Below are 15,029 nucleotides of genomic sequence, written 5' to 3' on the forward strand. Positions count from 1 at the left end.
ATGGATCGTGCTGGTCGTGCTGCTGGTCATGGCGGTGATCGTCGTTCTGCTCGCCGGGGCTCACTGGTATGTGTGGCGCCGGTTGGTGCGCGATGTGACGGCTCGCGGAGGTGCGGTACGGCGTGCGGGTACGGTCGCCGCGGTCGTCCTGCCGCTGCTCTCGCTCGGCGCGCTGGGCGCGGGCCAGGCGGGCGCCCCGTTCTGGCTCCAGCGGGTGCTGGCCTGGCCGGGCTTCCTGTGGCTGGCCTTGCTGCTGTATCTGCTGCTTGCCCTGGCTGTGGGTGAGGTGGTCCGGCCGCTGCTGCTGCGCGCCCACCGCCGGCGGAAGGTGACCGGTCGGTGCCGCACGTTCCCGGCAGCAGTCGCCACCCGCCCGGAGACGGCCGCGCCTTCACTACCCGCCGAGAGCGACGGGCGCACGATCACCTCCATGGACCCGGGCGCCCTGGCGTCCGCCAGAATCGGTGCCCCCGACATGCCCGGCACTCCTGGGCGCGGATCTGACCAGAACGCGAGGGAAGAAGACACGGAGCAGACAGTTCCGCAGGCCCCCGGGGTGACTCGTCGGCTCTTCGTCTCCCGGATCGTCGGCGGAGCAGCCACCGCGGCGGCCGTCGCTACCGTCGGCTACGGCATGGCCGACGTGTTCTCCGGGCCAGGCGTCAAACGGATCACCGTGCCGCTCGCCAAGCTCCCACGCTCCGCGCACGGCTACCGGATCGCCGTCGTCAGTGACATCCACCTCGGCCCCATCCTGGGACGGGCCCATACCCAGCGGATCGTCGACACCATCAACGCTGCCCAGCCGGACCTGGTGGCCATCGTCGGCGACCTCGTCGACGGATCGGTCGCCGACCTCGGCACCGCGGTGGACCCACTTGCCCGGCTGCGGGCCCGGCACGGCTCGTACTTCGTCACCGGCAACCACGAGTACTACTCCGGTGTCCAGGAGTGGGTGGAGCGGGTACGCGAGCTGGGCGTGCACCCCTTGCGCAACGCCCGCGTCGAGATGCCCGGCTTCGACCTCGCCGGCGTCAACGACATCTCCGGCGAGGACCACGCCGACGCCCCCGACTACGCCCGGGCGCTCGGCGACCGTGACACGGCCCGCGCGGCCGTGCTGATGGCGCACCAGCCGCTGATGATCCACCAAGCCGTCGAGCACGGCGTGGACCTCCAGCTGTCCGGGCACACCCACGGCGGCCAGCTCTGGCCCGGCAGCCTCATCGCCCACCTGGACAACCCGACCGTCGCCGGACTGGAGCGCTACGGCGACACCCAGCTGTACGTCACCCGCGGCGCGGGAGCCTGGGGGCCACCCGTCCGGGTAGGCGCCCCTTGGGACATCACCATCGTGGAACTGGCCTCCCGACAGGCATGACCAGCAGGGACGCACCGTACAGCCGGCGGCAGACAACCGGGGGGCTTTCGCACGCTGCGGTACCGCTGCGCTCACCGGGCCGGCCGTCGGCTCCTCTCGTGACGCGGGGGTGGATTCGGCTGGTACTGCCAGTACCAGGAAGAAGCGTCTCTGGCCGCTCTCAGCGGTGCGGCGCACACTCGCTTGCATGACCATCACGCTGATCACCGGAGCCAACAAGGGCTTGGGCTACGAGACCGCCCGCCAGCTCATCGCCGCCGGCCACACCGTCTACACCGCCGCCCGCAACGGCGACGACGCCCAGCGCGCCGCGAACGAACTCGGCGCCCTGCCGCTCGTCCTGGACGTCACCGACGAGGACTCGGTCCGGGCCGCCGCCACGCGCATCGCCGGCGAGCACGGCCGGCTCGATGTCCTGGTCAACAATGCCGGTATCAACGGCGGCGGCCCCAAACCGCTCGGTCAGTGCACCGGAGCCGACATGGCCGCCGTCCTGGACACCAACGTCGTCGGCATCGTCCGCATGCTGCACGCCTTCCTCCCCCTCCTGGAACGCAGCAGCAACGGCGTCGTCGTCAACGTCGGCAGCGGGCTGGGCTCCTTCGCCCGCGTCCACGACCGCGAACGCGCCGAGTCCCGAGTGCCCAACCTCCTGCCGTACCCGGTCTCCAAGGCGGCGGTGTCCATGCTGACCGTCCAGTACGCCCGCGCCTACCCCGGCCTGCGCATCAACGTCGTCGACCCCGGCCCCACCGCCACCGACCTCAACAACCGCCAGGGCTTCCAGACCGTCGAGCAGGGCGCCGCTCCCATCGTCCGGGCCGCACTGCTCGGCCCCGAAGGCCCCACCGGCACCTTCCTCGACAACGACGGCATCAGCCCCTGGTGAAGCAGGCCGCAGCAACCAGCCACCGTCCCGGCGCCCCTCCCTGTCTCCCGGCCACGCAGGGCGCAAGCCGCCTGTGACGCCACCGCAGAGTCCTTGCGCCCTCTCCGGAACACCTTCTCAGCCAGCCATAGGAACGACACGACGTGCTCACGCCTGACCGCGACATCCTCAGCTTCCGCACCCTCGCCCTCCTTCCTCCCGTCCTCTTCACGCCCTCGCTGGTCTCCTTCGCCGTCGCCCCGGGAGCCGTCGCCGTCGAGTACACCGGCGTTCTGTTCCACCTGGCCATCATGTTCATCGTCTCGCGCATGCCCGCCCCCGTGTGGGCGAAAGCGGCCGGCTTCGGATGGCTCACCCTCGACGTCCTGTCAGCCATCATGACGATCAACGAGATACCGCACGACATCGCCTGGGCCGTACGGCTGGGCGGACACGTCATGGCCGGCATGTGGTTCATCACCACCTCCCTGCTCGCCCCGTCGAAGAGCATCCGCGTCGTCGGCGTGATCCTGGGCTCCTGGCTCGCCCTCTACAGCTTCCTCGGCAACGTCCTGCCCCAGGAATTCCTGTTCCCCGGCGGCATCCTGGTGCCCGTCTGGTTCCTCCTCCTGGCCTGGAAGCACCAGCCCACCCACTCCGGCGCTCCGGCTCCCGCCCCTCTCACCGCATAGAGCGCACGCACAGGAAGAGACCCCTGCTTCTCATGATCGTCGTTACCGGTGCCACCGGACGTTACGGCAGCGAGGTCATCGAGCACCTCCTCCGACGTGGCGTCCCCGCCGCCGAGATCGTCGCGGCCGTCCGCACCCCCGCCAAGGCAACTGCTCTCGCCGCCCTGGGCGTCGAGGTCCGCCACGCCGACTACGACCGGCCGGAAACCCTGCCGGCCGCCTTCGCGGGCGCCGACAAGCTGCTGCTCGTTTCCTCGACCGGTTCCGATCCCGTCCGCATCGCCCAGCACCGCGCGGCCGTCGACGCCGCGGCCAAGGCCGACGTCGGCCTGGTCGCCTACACCTCGGTCACCAGAGCCCCCACCAACCCGATGACCTTGGCGCGGGTGCACCGCGACACCGAGCAGGCCCTCACCGACTCCGGCCTGCCCACCGTCCTGCTGCGCAACGGCTGGTACACCGAGAACCACACCGCCACCCTGCCCGACGCCGTCGCACGCGGCACCCTGGTCGGCAGTGCGGGTCAGGGGCGGATCGCCTCCGCGACCCGATCCGACCTCGCCGAGGCCGCGGCCGTGATCCTCACCCTTGACGACCAGGCCGGAAAGATCTACGACTTCACCGGTGACACCGCTTGGTCGCTGTCAGAACTCGCCGCGGCGTGCGCCGCGCACACCGGCAGGCCGGTCACCTACACGGACTTGCCAGCCGAACAGTACTGGCAGATCCTCACCCAGGCTGGTCTGCCCTCCCACACCGCCGACCTCATCGTCGACGCCGACCTGTACATCTCCCACGGCGCACTGACCCACATCACCGGCGACCTCAGCCAGATCCTCGGACGGCCCACCACGCCGCTGGCCACAGTCGTCGCCCGGACACTGACCGCCCGACCAGCCTGACCTCCATCATGGCCACCGCCTGCGGCTGCCGCACGATGCCGTGGTCATGGAGCGCTCCAGGGTGATCCTGCGGACCAGCCCGTCATCGAGAGGGCCTCACCGTGTACCGGCTCAACCGAACTGGTACCGGCGGTACCAGGAAACGCAGTGCCTGGTTGATCACCCGGGAAGGGAGCAGCGTGACGGCATGACCACGACCCTGCCGCCGAGCGAACAACGGCCCCGGCTTCCGGAACGCACGTCGGTACACCGCCGCGCTCACCGAAGTCTGGGACGTCAAATGCGGCCCCCTGGGCCACCGGGCCATTGTGTGGAGAGCCCAGCTGGATCCCTTCTTTCCATGCTCTTTGGACTTGAGAAACAGGAAGAAAGAAATAGGTGGATGACGCGATGAGGCACGGCAGGATTCTCACAGGCGCCCTGGCGCTTCTCGTCGTCCTGGCGGGCTGCGCGGGTGCGGGTAACGAGAATACGTCCCCCGCATCCGATGACGCTTCTGCTGCTCATGAGCCGGTTCGGATCCGGGACCTTCACGACCAGTTCATGACCGACCGGTCCCGCGCGGAGAAAGAGTGCTACGGCCGGTCCGTAACCGTCCGGGCCGTCGTGTTGAAGACAGGCGCCAGCGAGTACGGGACGCCCACGATTGAAGCATCGGATGTGAAGAACGGCACCCATCTCGCCAGCATTGTCCTCCCTCACGATGACCGCCGCGCAGAATCCTTCCGTCGGCTGGAGAGCTTCAAGAGCGGACAAGGAATCACCGCGACGGCAACCTGTGACGTCTTCGCCGACCACAACAACGTCCTGATCTTCAAAAACGCCGAAATCATCGAATGACTAACCCAGCGAAGACAATCACGGGGACGGCGAGCGGATGGCTGGCGGGTCCCATCATGGAAGGGATTGGAAACTTTGAAAAGGGAGCCAAAATCCAACGCGGCTGCCGCAAAGCGCGCGTGTGTCGCGTCGTACGCCCTCGCCTTCATCGGGGTCTTCAGCGCCCTCTTCGGTGAAAGCGCCCTGAGGGCGATCGACGCCGGCTCCGGGTATACGATTCCGTATGGCGTGTACTCGACCGCGCACTACCTGATCTCGGCCATTGCGGAGATCGGTGTTCCGCTGGCAGCAAGCATGTTCGGCGCCGCGCTCGTCCTGAAGAGATTGTGAATGAGCCCCGGGTTCATCCCTTCCTTCCCCAAGCCTCGACGTTTCGTGACGGTCCGCCGACGGAGTCGGTGGACCGTTTTCGTGCCGTGGGCTGCGAATGGGCAGATCGAGGGCCCAGTGTCGCTTCGGGGAGGCGCCGGGTTCCACTGCTCCGGTGTCGGGCTGCTGTCGTAGGGGCAGGAGAGTTGCTGGTCAGCCGGGGTTCGGCAGGAGTGCGAGCTGGTCGAGCATGGTGGTGATGTGGCTGGTCCAGGGCCAGTGCCGGGCCAGGCGGAGGATTCACCGGCGGCTGGTGGTGACGAGCTGTCCTGCCGCGGTGAACAGGCGAAGCCGCAGGAGGCGAGGTTCCCAGAGTCTGGCCTTGCCGGTCAGTGGGAGGGATCTGCTCCACTCCGGCAAAGTTCGCTGGGCAGGCGTGTCGCGCGCGGGGGCGTCTTCCGTTTCTGGCAGCGTCGTGTGCCCCTGACCGCCGAGGCGGGATGGTGATGGCGGCCCGCGGGCCGCCGGTGTGATCAGGCCGGGGTGACGTTCTCGGCCTGCGGACCCTTGTTGCCCTGAGTGACGTCGAAGCGGACCTCCTGGCCCTCGCTAAGCTCCCGGTAGCCGCCGCCGGCGATGGCCGAGTAGTGGACGAACACGTCCGGTCCTCCACCGTCCTGCTCGATGAAGCCAAAGCCCTTTTCCGCGAACCACTTCACCGTGCCGGTAGCCATGGTCTTCTCCTTCGCCTGAGGGTGTGGCGGTGCCGGGGCGGTACGGCACCGACCGCACCGGCTGGGGAACAGCTGCCTGGTGAAGGTGCCGGTGGGCCGCTTGGAGGTGAGTAGCGCAGCGCCTTCCTTGATGGTCGGCGTGCGTTCGGTCAGCCCTTCATCGCCTTCCGTGAGAGATCGGCGCCGTCTTGAGCCCTTCACTTCGACGGCTTCTGGCGTGACTGCACCATTCTTGACAAGACAAGGCTCAACTTTTATTACGGTTAGTGGATGAGTCGTCGTGGCCGGTCAGGCTTGGCGGCGCCACGGAGGCGGTACTCCGTGCCCGGCCTGCTGATGTGCCGCCCTGGCTGTCCGGGCGTGGCGCACGCGGCGGCCCGGCCAAGGAGCGTTGCCCGTGGCGGATGTTGCAGTCGCACGATGACGTGGAGGCCAGTTGTGGATTGCGTGATGTGTCGCAGTAGTCCCCTTCAGGGGTGATCGAGGATGTCCTGTCTCCCGCGGTCGCGGGGCATGACCGCCAGCTGGCCGGAAGCGGTGAGCAGGACGGGCTAGCCGAGACAGCGGTCGTATCTATCAGCGTGGAGGCATGGTGATGGCTAAGGCTGTGGGTATCGATCTGGGCACGACGAACTCCGTGATCGCCGTCTATGAGGGCGGGCAGCCTCGCGTGATCACCAACGCCGAGGGCGGTCGCACGACGCCGTCGGTGGTGGCGTTCACCGACACCGGCGAGCGGCTGGTGGGGCAGATGGCGCGCCGGCAGGCCGTACTGAATCCCAAGGGCACGGTGTACTCGGCGAAGCGGTTCGTCGGCCGGCGCTTCAACGAGGTCGGCACGGAGGCTGAGCAGGTGTCCTACGAAGTCGTCGCCGGCCCTGAGGACGCGGCGCGCTTCTCGGTGCGGGGCAAGTCCTACGCGCCGGAGGAGATCTCCGCCGCCGTGCTGCGCAAGCTCGTGGACGACGCCGCCAAGCAGCTCGGGGAGAAGGTCACCCAGGCGGTGATCACGGTTCCGGCGTACTTCAACGACGCGCAGCGGCAGGCGACGAAGGACGCGGGGCGGATCGCGGGGCTGGAGGTCCTGCGGATCGTCAACGAGCCGACCGCGGCGGCCCTCGCGTATGGGCTGGACAAGAAGAAGCACGAGACGGTGCTGGTCTTCGACCTGGGCGGCGGCACGTTCGACGTCAGCATCCTGGATGTGGGCGACGGAGTGGTGGAGGTGCGCTCGACCGCCGGTGACACGCACCTGGGCGGTGACGACTTCGACCGGCGCTTGGTGGATCATCTGGCGGAGCAGTTCGAGCGTGAGAACGGCATCGATCTGCGCCGTGACCCGCAGGCGCTGCAGCGGCTGTACGAGGCGGCGGAGAAGGCGAAGGTGGAGCTGTCCAGCGCCGCACAGACGCAGATCAGCCTGCCCTTCGTCACCGCGGATGCCTCCGGCCCGAAGCACCTGACCACCACCGTGACGCGGGCGACGTTCGAGCAGCTCACGGCCGACCTGGTCGAACGGTGCATGGGCCCGGTACGGCAGGCGATGGCCGACGGCAAGGTGACCGCCGACGACCTGGACGAAGTGATCCTCGTCGGCGGTTCGACGCGCATCCCGGCGGTGCAGGCGCTGGTGCGGCGGCTGACCGGCGGCAAGGACCCGAACATGTCCGTCAACCCCGATGAGGTGGTCGCCCTCGGTGCGGCCGTCCAAGCGGCCGTGCTCCAGGGTGAGGTCAAGGACGTCCTGCTGCTGGACGTGACCCCGCTGTCCCTGGGCGTGGAGACGCTCGGCGGGCTGATGACCAAGCTGATCGAGCGCAACACCACGATCCCCACCCGGCGCAGCGAGACGTTCACCACCGCCGAGGACAACCAGCCCGCCGTCGACGTCGTCGTCCTGCAGGGCGAGCGGGAACGGGCCGCGGACAACCGGGTGCTCGGCCGGGTGCGGCTGGAGAACATCCGCCCCGCGCCCCGGGGCGTGCCGCAGATCGAGGTGACCTTCGACATCGACGCCAACGGCATCCTGAACGTGTCCGCGAAGGACAAGGACACCGGCGCCGAGCAGAGCATCACCGTCTCCGGCAGCGGCACCCTGGACGAGTCCGAAGTGCAGAAGATGGTCCAGGAGGCCGAGCGCAACCGGGCCGAGGACGCCCGCATCCGCGAGCAGGTGGAGGCGCGCAACGAGCTCGACAGCGCCGCCTACCACCTGGAGCGGCGGCTGGGAGAGCTCGGCGACGCCGTCGCCGTACACGACAAGGCCCGCGCCGAACAGCTGATCGCGGACGCCCGGCAGGCCGTCAAGGAGGAGGCCCCGCTCGACCGGGTGCGGTCCCTGACCGCGGACCTGCAGCAGATGCTACACGGGCTCGCCGCTACCGCCGGTGGCGCACCGGGTGCTGGGCCGGCCGGACCGGGACCCGGCCCGCAGGGCGGGCCCGGCGGTCAGGGCACCGCGGGCGGGGACGACGTGATCGACGCCGAGTTCCGGCCGGAGTGAACGGTGCGAGCCGAACAGGTGACGCAAGGCAAGCGGGGGTGAGGTGACCCATGAACGACGAGAGGCGCGAGGCCGAGCGACGCCCGGCGCAGGACCGGGCAGATGAAGAGCGGTGGGCCGCCGCCGACGCAGCCGTCGCCGCCGAGCCCACCGGTGCCCCGCAAGCCGCCGACGAGGCCGCGGGCGCCGAGGAGCTGTCGGTCCCCCGGGGTGCCCCGGTGCTTCCCGAGCTCGATGCCGAGGAGCTGCGGGACCGCTGGCAGCGTGCGGTGGCGGAGAGGGAAAACCTCCGCAAACGCTACGAGCGGCAGCTCGAAGAGGTACGCAGGGATGAGCGGGACCGCGTGACCGCCGCCTGGCTGCCGGTCGTGGACCACTTGGAGCTCGCCCTCCAGCACGCGGCGGCCGACCCGAAGGCGATCATCGCCGGGGTGGAGGCGGTGTGCCAGCAGGCGTTCGCCGTCCTGGGACAGCTCGGCTACCGGCGGATCGCCAAGACCGGTGAACCGTTCGACCCGGCCGCGCACGAGGCCGCGCAGGTACGCGAGGAGCCGGGGGCCGCGCCGGGCAGCGTCGTGCAGGTGCTGCGCGCCGGCTACGGCAGCAACGACGGGCTGCTGCGCCCGGCGGTGGTGGCGGTGGCCGCCAAACCCGAGGAGTGAGACAGGCAGGACACGACAGGATCGGTGGAGTAGTCGATGGCGAGCGCGAACCGTGACTACTACGACGTACTCGGCGTCGCCCGGAACGCGAGCACCGAGGAGATCCAGCGTGCCTACCGCAACCTGGCCCGCCGCTGGCACCCCGACCTGAACAAGGACCCGGGTGCCGAGGAGCGGTTCAAGGAGATCAGCGAGGCGTACGAAGTCCTCTCCGACCCCGACAGCCGCAAGCGCTACGACCGGTTCGGCCCGGCCTGGCGGCAGGCCCGCGAGGAGCGGGCGGGCGGGGCGGGCGGCCCCTTCGGGGCGGGCGGCGGCCGACGGGTGTATGTCAACACCGGCGGCGGTCCGGGCTTCGGCGGCTTCGGGCAGGCCGATTTCGGTGACCTCGGCGGGATGGGCGGTGGCGGCTTCGAGGACCTGTTCGGCGGCCTCTTCGGCGGCGGGGCGGGCCGGGGCGGCTTCGGCCGCATGCCGGGCGCGGACCAGGAGGCCGAGATCACCCTGAGCGTGGAGGACGCGTACACCGGCGGCCGGCGGCGCATCACGTTGGACACCGCTGCCGGGCCCCGCAGTTATGAGGTGAACATCCCGCCCGGCGTGACCGACGGGCAGCGCATTCGCCTCGCGGGACAGGGTGGTTCGGGAAGCGGCGGCGGCCGGGCCGGTGACCTGTACCTGGTCGTGCGGCTCGCCCCGCACTCGCGCTACCGGGTCGACGGCCGCGACATCACCGTCGACCTCCCGGTGACCCCCTGGGAGGCCGCGCTCGGCGCGTCGGTCCCCGTGGACACCCCCGGCGGAACAGCCAGGGTGGACCTGCCGCCCGGCTCCTCCAGCGGCCGCAAGCTGCGGCTGCGCGGGCGCGGTATGCCCAACCCGCGCGGAGCGACCGGTGACCTCTACGCCGAGGTGAAGATCATGGTCCCCGCCGCCGTGACACCCGCCGAGCGAGACCTGCTTGAGCGCCTGGCCAAGGAATCCCGGTTCGACCCCCGCAACCCCAGCGGAAGGGGATGAGCACACGTGGCGCACAACCCGAGCCGTTACCCCCTCGCCCGCGTGGCCGCTACGTACGGCACGTACAGCAGGTATGGCACCTACCGGGCGGAGGTCACGCTGGAGGAGTTCGCCAGCGCGAGCGGCCTGCACCCCGAGCTGGTACGCCGCTACGTCACCCTCGGGCTTCTCGAGCCCGACACCGACCCCCGCACCGGGCACTTCTGGTTCGGCACCGACCATCTGATGCGGGTGGCCCGCATCCAGCGGCTCCGGGCCGGCCTGGGACTGAACTACGCCGCACTCGGCGTCGTACTCGACCTGCTGGACCGCATCGAGGACCTCGAAGCCGCCCTCGCCGGGCGGCGCGGACCTAGCTGACAGGAGGTGAACGAAGTGGACATGAACCGTCTGACGCTGAAGTCCCAGGAGGCGCTGCAGGATGCCCAGACCAAGGCGTTGCGCTTCGGCCACGTCGAGGTGGACGGCGAGCACCTGTTGCTGGCCCTGCTCGACCAAGCCGAGGGACTGATCCCGCGGCTGCTCTCGGCGGCCGACGCCGACCCGGATCAGGCCCGTGCCGCCGTGGAGACCGGGCTGGGCCGCCGCCCGAGCGTGTCCGGCCCGGGAGCCGGGCCCGGGCAGGTGTACGTCACGCAGCGGCTGGCCCGGCTGCTGGATACGGCCGAGCAGGAGGCGAAGCGGCTCAAGGACGAGTACGTCTCCGTCGAGCACCTCCTGCTGGCCCTGATCGAGGAGGGCTCCGGCAGCCAGGCAGCCCGGATCCTGCACGAGCAGGGCCTGAACCGGGAGAAGTTCCTGAACGCGCTCACCTCGGTGCGCGGCAACCAGCGGGTGACCTCCGCCATGCCTGAGGTCACCTACGAGGCGCTGGAGAAGTACGGCCGCGACCTCGTGACCGAGGCCCGCGCCGGCAAGCTCGACCCCGTCATCGGGCGGGACACCGAAATCCGCCGCGTGGTGCAGATCCTGTCCCGCAAGACCAAGAACAATCCCGTCCTGATCGGCGACCCCGGCGTCGGCAAGACCGCCATCGCTGAAGGGCTCGCGCAGCGCATCGCGCACGGCGACGTCCCTGAGGGCTTGCGCGACAAGACCGTCTTCGCCCTCGACATGGGCTCACTGGTCGCGGGCGCCAAGTACCGCGGCGAGTTCGAGGAACGGCTCAAGGCCGTCCTGCACGAGGTCACCGCCGCCGAGGGCCGCATCCTGCTGTTCGTCGACGAGATGCACACCGTCGTCGGCGCCGGGGCCGCCGAAGGGGCCATGGACGCCGGGAACATGCTCAAGCCGCTCCTCGCCCGCGGCGAGCTCCACATGATCGGCGCCACTACCCTGGACGAGTACCGCAAGCACGTCGAGAAGGACGCCGCCCTCGAACGCCGCTTCCAGCCCGTCCTCATCGACGAGCCGAGCGAGGAGGACGCCGTCTCCATCCTGCGCGGCCTGCGTGAACGCCTGGAGGTCTTCCACGGCGTGAAGATCCAGGACAGTGCCCTGGTCGCCGCGGTCACCCTCTCCCACCGCTACATCTCCGACCGGTTCCTGCCCGACAAGGCCATTGACCTCGTCGACGAGGCGTGCGCCATGCTGCGCACCGAGATCGACTCGATGCCCGCCGAGCTGGACGAACTTACCCGGCGCGTACGGCGCCTGGAGATCGAGGAGGCCGCCCTCGCCAAGGAGGACGACCCGGCCAGCCACGGTCGGCTGGGCGAGCTGCGCAAGGAACTGGCCGACGCCCGCGCCGAGGCTGACGCGCTGCGCGCCCAGTGGGAGGCCGAGCGGCAGGCGCTGCGCAAGGTCCAGGCGCTGCGCGAGGAGCTCGAACACGTGCGGTTCGAAGCGGAGGAGGCCGAGCGGTCCTACGACCTCAACCGCGCCGCCGAACTGCGCCACGGCCGGCTGCCCGAGCTGGAGCGGCGTCTTACGGCCGAGGAGGAACAGCTCGCGACCAAGCAGGGCGGGCGTCGGCTGCTGCGCGAGGTGGTGACGGAGGAGGAGATCGCCTCCATCGTCGCCCGCTGGACATCCATCCCCGTCAGCCGCCTGCTGGAGGGCGAGCGGCAGAAGCTGCTGCGGCTGGACGAGATCCTCCATGAGCGGGTCATCGGCCAGGACGAGGCGGTGCAGCTGGTGGCGGACGCGGTCATCCGGGCGCGGTCCGGGGTCAAGGACCCGCGCAGGCCCATCGGGTCGTTTCTGTTCCTCGGCCCGACCGGTGTCGGCAAGACCGAGCTGGCGCGCACGCTCGCGGCCGCGCTGTTCGACACCGAGGACAACATGATCCGCCTGGACATGAGCGAGTACCAGGAACGGCACACGGTCAGCCGCCTGATGGGCGCCCCACCCGGCTACGTCGGCTACGAGGAGGGTGGCCAGCTCACCGAGGCCGTGCGCCGCAAGCCGTACTCCGTGGTCCTGCTGGACGAAGTCGAGAAGGCCCACGCGGACGTCTTCAACACCCTGCTCCAGCTGCTGGACGACGGCCGCCTCACCGACGCCCAGGGCCACACCGTCGACTTCCGCAACACCGTGGTGGTGATGACCAGCAACATCGGCTCGCAGTACCTGCTGGAGGGTGTCACCCCGGACGGCGAGATCAAGGAGGAGGCGCGGGCCGCCGTCATGGCGGAGCTGCGCGCCCACTTCCGGCCCGAATTCCTCAACCGCGTCGACGACATCGTCCTGTTCAAGCCGCTGACGCTGCCGGAGATCGAGCGGGTCGTCGACCTGCTCACCGAGGACCTGCGCCACCGGCTCGCCGACCGCCGCCTCAACCTGCGCCTGACCGAGACCGCCCGCCGCCACATCGCGGCCGAGGGCTTCGACCCCGTCTACGGCGCCCGGCCACTGCGCCGGTTCATCCAGCGCGAGGCCGAGACCCGCATCGGCCGCGCCCTGCTCGCCGGCAACGTCGCCGACGGCTCCACGGTCACGCTCGATGTCGCCGACGATCACCTCACCGTCACCTGGCAGTCCCCCGAAGCCGGGCCGGACGTGACGCCAGCGGAGGCAGCATGAGCGAACCACGCGGCCATGCCGTCGCCTGCCTGGCGTGCGGGCGCCGCAACAGGGTGCCCGCCGTCGCGGCAGGGCGTCCCCGGTGCGGCCACTGCCAGGGACCGCTGCCCTGGATCGCCGACGCCACCGACGCCGACTTCGCGGACATCGCCGAGAACGCCGCGACCCCGGTCCTGGTCGACCTGTGGGCCGCCTGGTGCGGCCCCTGCCGACAGGTCAGCCCCGCCCTGGAACAAGTAGCCGCCGACCTGGCAGGACGCATCAAGCTGGTCAAGGTCGACATCGACCGAAGCCCCCGCCTCGCAGCCCGTTTCGGCGTCCAGGCCGTACCCACACTGCTGATCTGCGACCGGGGTAAGACCCTCGCCCGCAAGACAGGTGCCGCCCCGGCCCCCATGCTGCGTGCCTGGGTGGAAGACACCCTGGGCCACAGATGATCGTCCCGCCCTGGCCAGGACCGGCTCGGCGCGGCTCCCCTTCCAGCTGCGCAGGGCGCTGATCTGACCGAAACCAGCCGGGCCATCGAGCGGGTCCTGCTGGAGCAGTTCGACCGCGCGTACGTCACCGCCGTCCTGGCCAGGCTCGACACGCGCACGGGCCTGCTTTCCTGGCTCAGCCACGGCCACCCTCCACCGCTGATCATCCGTGGCGGACGCTGGACCACCCGCCCGCACTACTCACCCGCCCACCCCCTGGGCACGGATCTCGGACTGCCACGTACCGTGTGCCGTGAACAGCTCCAGCCCGGCGACCGCGTCATCCTCTACACCGACGGCATCACCGAAGCCCGCAACCCCTCCGGCCAGGAATTCGGCCTCGACGGCTTCGTGCATTTCCTCCTGCGCCACCACGCCGAGGACCTGCCCGTCCCCGAAACCCTGCGCCGCCTGATCCGCAGCATCCTCGACCACCACCACGGTGCCCTCCGCGACGATGCCACCGTCCTCCTCCTCGAGTGGCACGGCCCCCGCCCCTACGCGCCAGGCCAGGCCGAGGCCCGCGTCGGCCTCCCCGAATGACCGACCGCCGCGCTCCCAACACGGTGGCGTTCGTGATGTGCTGGCCAGAGGTGTCCCAGCGGTCCTCGGAAGAGGCCCGGAAGCATGACGTACGACGCTCACCAATGGTGAGAAACCGCCATCCCCGGCCTCCATGGACACGGCCGCAACGCGGCTACTGCGCTGGCCGTTGGGATGCACGCAACGAAGCCCGGCAGCACCAAGGCCCTGCCGCTCAGGGATAGCTCGCGGTGATCAGGACCTTCGTATGCCGGGGAGCTGACGGCGCCCCGGCGCCAGAGGGCGCATTCTGAACCGCGGACTGAATACCGTCCCGGCTTCCAAGCCCTGGATGTGCGCCAGTTGCACGCTCGACAGCGCCCACTGGCCATGCGGCATCACCTTGTGACGCTGCCTGCCCACCGCAAGGAGGACTCCTCGGTCAGAGCGCGTTCGCGCCGCGCCCTGGTGTCCGTGGAGGGCGCCAGCCCTCGCCGCAGCACCGCTTCAGAACGCCGCTGAGAACGGGCGGTCGCACTAAACGCCCGCAAGGTGGTGACCGGCGCCGGCAGCGCTCAGGACGTTCGCTAGCGGAACAGCGAGCGCGGCAGCGAGCTCGGCGAGTTCTTCCTGCGTGGGACGCACCGGTCCAGTGGCTCCGTCTTCGAGGAACGCCCGGATACGCGGGGTACGGATGCCGGTTTTGTCGGCGAGTGTCTGGGGCGTCAGACGGCGGCACCGCATCGTCTGCTGCATGAGCTGCGAAAGGTCGGCCATGGGAATCTGGTGCCCGCAGGTCGACGAGAGATGCTTTATGTCCCCCGTCACGACCGCGATCCGCCAGCGGACCGGGTGCCTGGCCGCTGTCGCCCGTTGCACCTCCAGCGTGCCCAGCCACAGCGCGGAGGCGGAAACCAGCCTGCTGAACTGGGCGGGCGTGCCACCAGTTTCCGACGCCGCCGTACCCTACCCGCTCGGCGCGGCTCAGGGCATTCTTGGCGTACAGCGCCTGGCTGTGAGCACCCCGACGGATACGCCGTGGGAAGGCCGCGCTTGTCGCGCTTGCGCTTCGCCGACGCTGACCTGTGCACACCGT

The 15,029-nt window shown here is 70.0% G+C and carries 14 protein-coding genes and 2 pseudogenes; 13 read left to right on the forward strand and 3 right to left on the reverse strand.

The features are described from left to right. The first annotated feature begins 10 nt into the window (after positions 1 to 10). From AC069T_RS08520 to AC069T_RS08545, 6 genes are all read left to right on the forward strand, one after another. The gene (locus tag AC069T_RS08520) at positions 11 to 1,381 is read left to right on the forward strand and encodes a metallophosphoesterase (protein ID WP_478782093.1); all 1,371 of its coding nucleotides are present in this window, start codon (positions 11 to 13) and stop codon (positions 1,379 to 1,381) included. A 187-nt stretch (positions 1,382 to 1,568) separates the two neighbouring features. Then, positions 1,569 to 2,270, forward strand: coding sequence for an SDR family NAD(P)-dependent oxidoreductase (locus AC069T_RS08525; protein ID WP_478782001.1), 702 nt, complete (start codon positions 1,569 to 1,571; stop codon positions 2,268 to 2,270). Between the two features lie 143 nt (positions 2,271 to 2,413). Next, on the forward strand, positions 2,414 to 2,941 hold the full coding sequence (locus AC069T_RS08530; protein ID WP_478782002.1) for a hypothetical protein: 528 nt from the start codon (positions 2,414 to 2,416) through the stop codon (positions 2,939 to 2,941). Positions 2,942 to 2,973: 32 nt separating this feature from the next. After that, positions 2,974 to 3,843, forward strand: coding sequence for an SDR family oxidoreductase (locus tag AC069T_RS08535; protein WP_478782003.1), 870 nt, complete (start codon positions 2,974 to 2,976; stop codon positions 3,841 to 3,843). A 378-nt stretch (positions 3,844 to 4,221) separates the two neighbouring features. Then, a complete protein-coding gene (locus AC069T_RS08540; RefSeq protein WP_478782004.1) occupies positions 4,222 to 4,683 on the forward strand; it encodes an OB-fold protein in 462 nt (153 codons plus the stop codon). A gap of 66 nt (positions 4,684 to 4,749) precedes the next feature. Then, complete coding sequence (locus tag AC069T_RS08545; protein WP_478782005.1) at positions 4,750 to 5,013, forward strand: hypothetical protein; 264 nt, start codon at positions 4,750 to 4,752, stop codon at positions 5,011 to 5,013. 192 nt (positions 5,014 to 5,205) lie between these two features. On the opposite strand, the pseudogene AC069T_RS08550 reads toward AC069T_RS08545, so the two are convergent. Together AC069T_RS08550 and AC069T_RS08555 are read right to left on the reverse strand one after the other, a co-directional pair. After that, positions 5,206 to 5,403: pseudogene (locus AC069T_RS08550) on the reverse strand (transposase); the annotation flags it as partial. A 122-nt stretch (positions 5,404 to 5,525) separates the two neighbouring features. Beyond that, the gene (locus AC069T_RS08555) at positions 5,526 to 5,726 is read right to left on the reverse strand and encodes a cold-shock protein (protein WP_478782006.1); all 201 of its coding nucleotides are present in this window, start codon (positions 5,724 to 5,726) and stop codon (positions 5,526 to 5,528) included. A gap of 595 nt (positions 5,727 to 6,321) precedes the next feature. Between AC069T_RS08555 and dnaK the strand changes: the two genes are divergently transcribed. From dnaK to AC069T_RS08590, 7 genes and pseudogenes are all read left to right on the forward strand, one after another. Beyond that, the gene (gene dnaK / locus AC069T_RS08560) at positions 6,322 to 8,229 is read left to right on the forward strand and encodes a molecular chaperone DnaK (protein ID WP_478782007.1); all 1,908 of its coding nucleotides are present in this window, start codon (positions 6,322 to 6,324) and stop codon (positions 8,227 to 8,229) included. Between the two features lie 50 nt (positions 8,230 to 8,279). Continuing rightward, positions 8,280 to 8,891, forward strand: a complete 612-nt coding sequence (locus AC069T_RS08565; protein ID WP_478782008.1) for a nucleotide exchange factor GrpE — start codon at positions 8,280 to 8,282, stop codon at positions 8,889 to 8,891. A gap of 36 nt (positions 8,892 to 8,927) precedes the next feature. Beyond that, positions 8,928 to 9,911 carry a DnaJ C-terminal domain-containing protein gene (locus AC069T_RS08570; protein ID WP_478782009.1) on the forward strand — a complete coding sequence of 328 codons (984 nt, stop codon included), beginning with the start codon at positions 8,928 to 8,930 and terminating at the stop codon, positions 9,909 to 9,911. 6 nt (positions 9,912 to 9,917) lie between these two features. Beyond that, positions 9,918 to 10,271, forward strand: a complete 354-nt coding sequence (locus tag AC069T_RS08575; protein WP_478782010.1) for a chaperone modulator CbpM — start codon at positions 9,918 to 9,920, stop codon at positions 10,269 to 10,271. A gap of 15 nt (positions 10,272 to 10,286) precedes the next feature. Then, a complete protein-coding gene (gene clpB, locus AC069T_RS08580) occupies positions 10,287 to 12,935 on the forward strand; it encodes an ATP-dependent chaperone ClpB (protein ID WP_478782011.1) in 2,649 nt (882 codons plus the stop codon). Next, a complete protein-coding gene (gene trxA / locus AC069T_RS08585; protein ID WP_478782012.1) occupies positions 12,932 to 13,372 on the forward strand; it encodes a thioredoxin in 441 nt (146 codons plus the stop codon). The genes clpB and trxA overlap by 4 nt, the downstream gene beginning before the upstream one ends. Before the next feature lie 57 nt (positions 13,373 to 13,429). Further along, a pseudogene (locus tag AC069T_RS08590) lies at positions 13,430 to 13,954 on the forward strand (PP2C family protein-serine/threonine phosphatase); the annotation flags it as partial. Positions 13,955 to 14,470: 516 nt separating this feature from the next. Here the strand turns inward: AC069T_RS08590 and AC069T_RS08595 are convergent. Then, positions 14,471 to 14,710, reverse strand: a complete 240-nt coding sequence (locus AC069T_RS08595; protein ID WP_478782013.1) for an XRE family transcriptional regulator — start codon at positions 14,708 to 14,710, stop codon at positions 14,471 to 14,473. Between the last annotated feature and the right edge of the window lie 319 nt (positions 14,711 to 15,029).

Source organism: Streptomyces sp. NPDC043867 (assembly GCF_056435845.1).

Excerpts from the sequence above, each read along its gene's own strand:
- AC069T_RS08525 (WP_478782001.1), top strand. The coding sequence starts at position 1,569 with ATGACCATCACGCTGATCACCGGAGCCAACAAGGGCTTGGGCTACGAG.
- AC069T_RS08535 (WP_478782003.1), top strand. The coding sequence starts at position 2,974 with ATGATCGTCGTTACCGGTGCCACCGGACGTTACGGCAGCGAGGTCATC.
- AC069T_RS08555 (WP_478782006.1), bottom strand. The coding sequence starts at position 5,726 with ATGGCTACCGGCACGGTGAAGTGGTTCGCGGAAAAGGGCTTTGGCTTC.
- dnaK (WP_478782007.1), top strand. The coding sequence starts at position 6,322 with ATGGCTAAGGCTGTGGGTATCGATCTGGGCACGACGAACTCCGTGATC.
- AC069T_RS08565 (WP_478782008.1), top strand. The coding sequence starts at position 8,280 with ATGAACGACGAGAGGCGCGAGGCCGAGCGACGCCCGGCGCAGGACCGG.
- AC069T_RS08570 (WP_478782009.1), top strand. The coding sequence starts at position 8,928 with ATGGCGAGCGCGAACCGTGACTACTACGACGTACTCGGCGTCGCCCGG.
- trxA (WP_478782012.1), top strand. The coding sequence starts at position 12,932 with ATGAGCGAACCACGCGGCCATGCCGTCGCCTGCCTGGCGTGCGGGCGC.
- AC069T_RS08595 (WP_478782013.1), bottom strand. The coding sequence starts at position 14,710 with ATGGCCGACCTTTCGCAGCTCATGCAGCAGACGATGCGGTGCCGCCGT.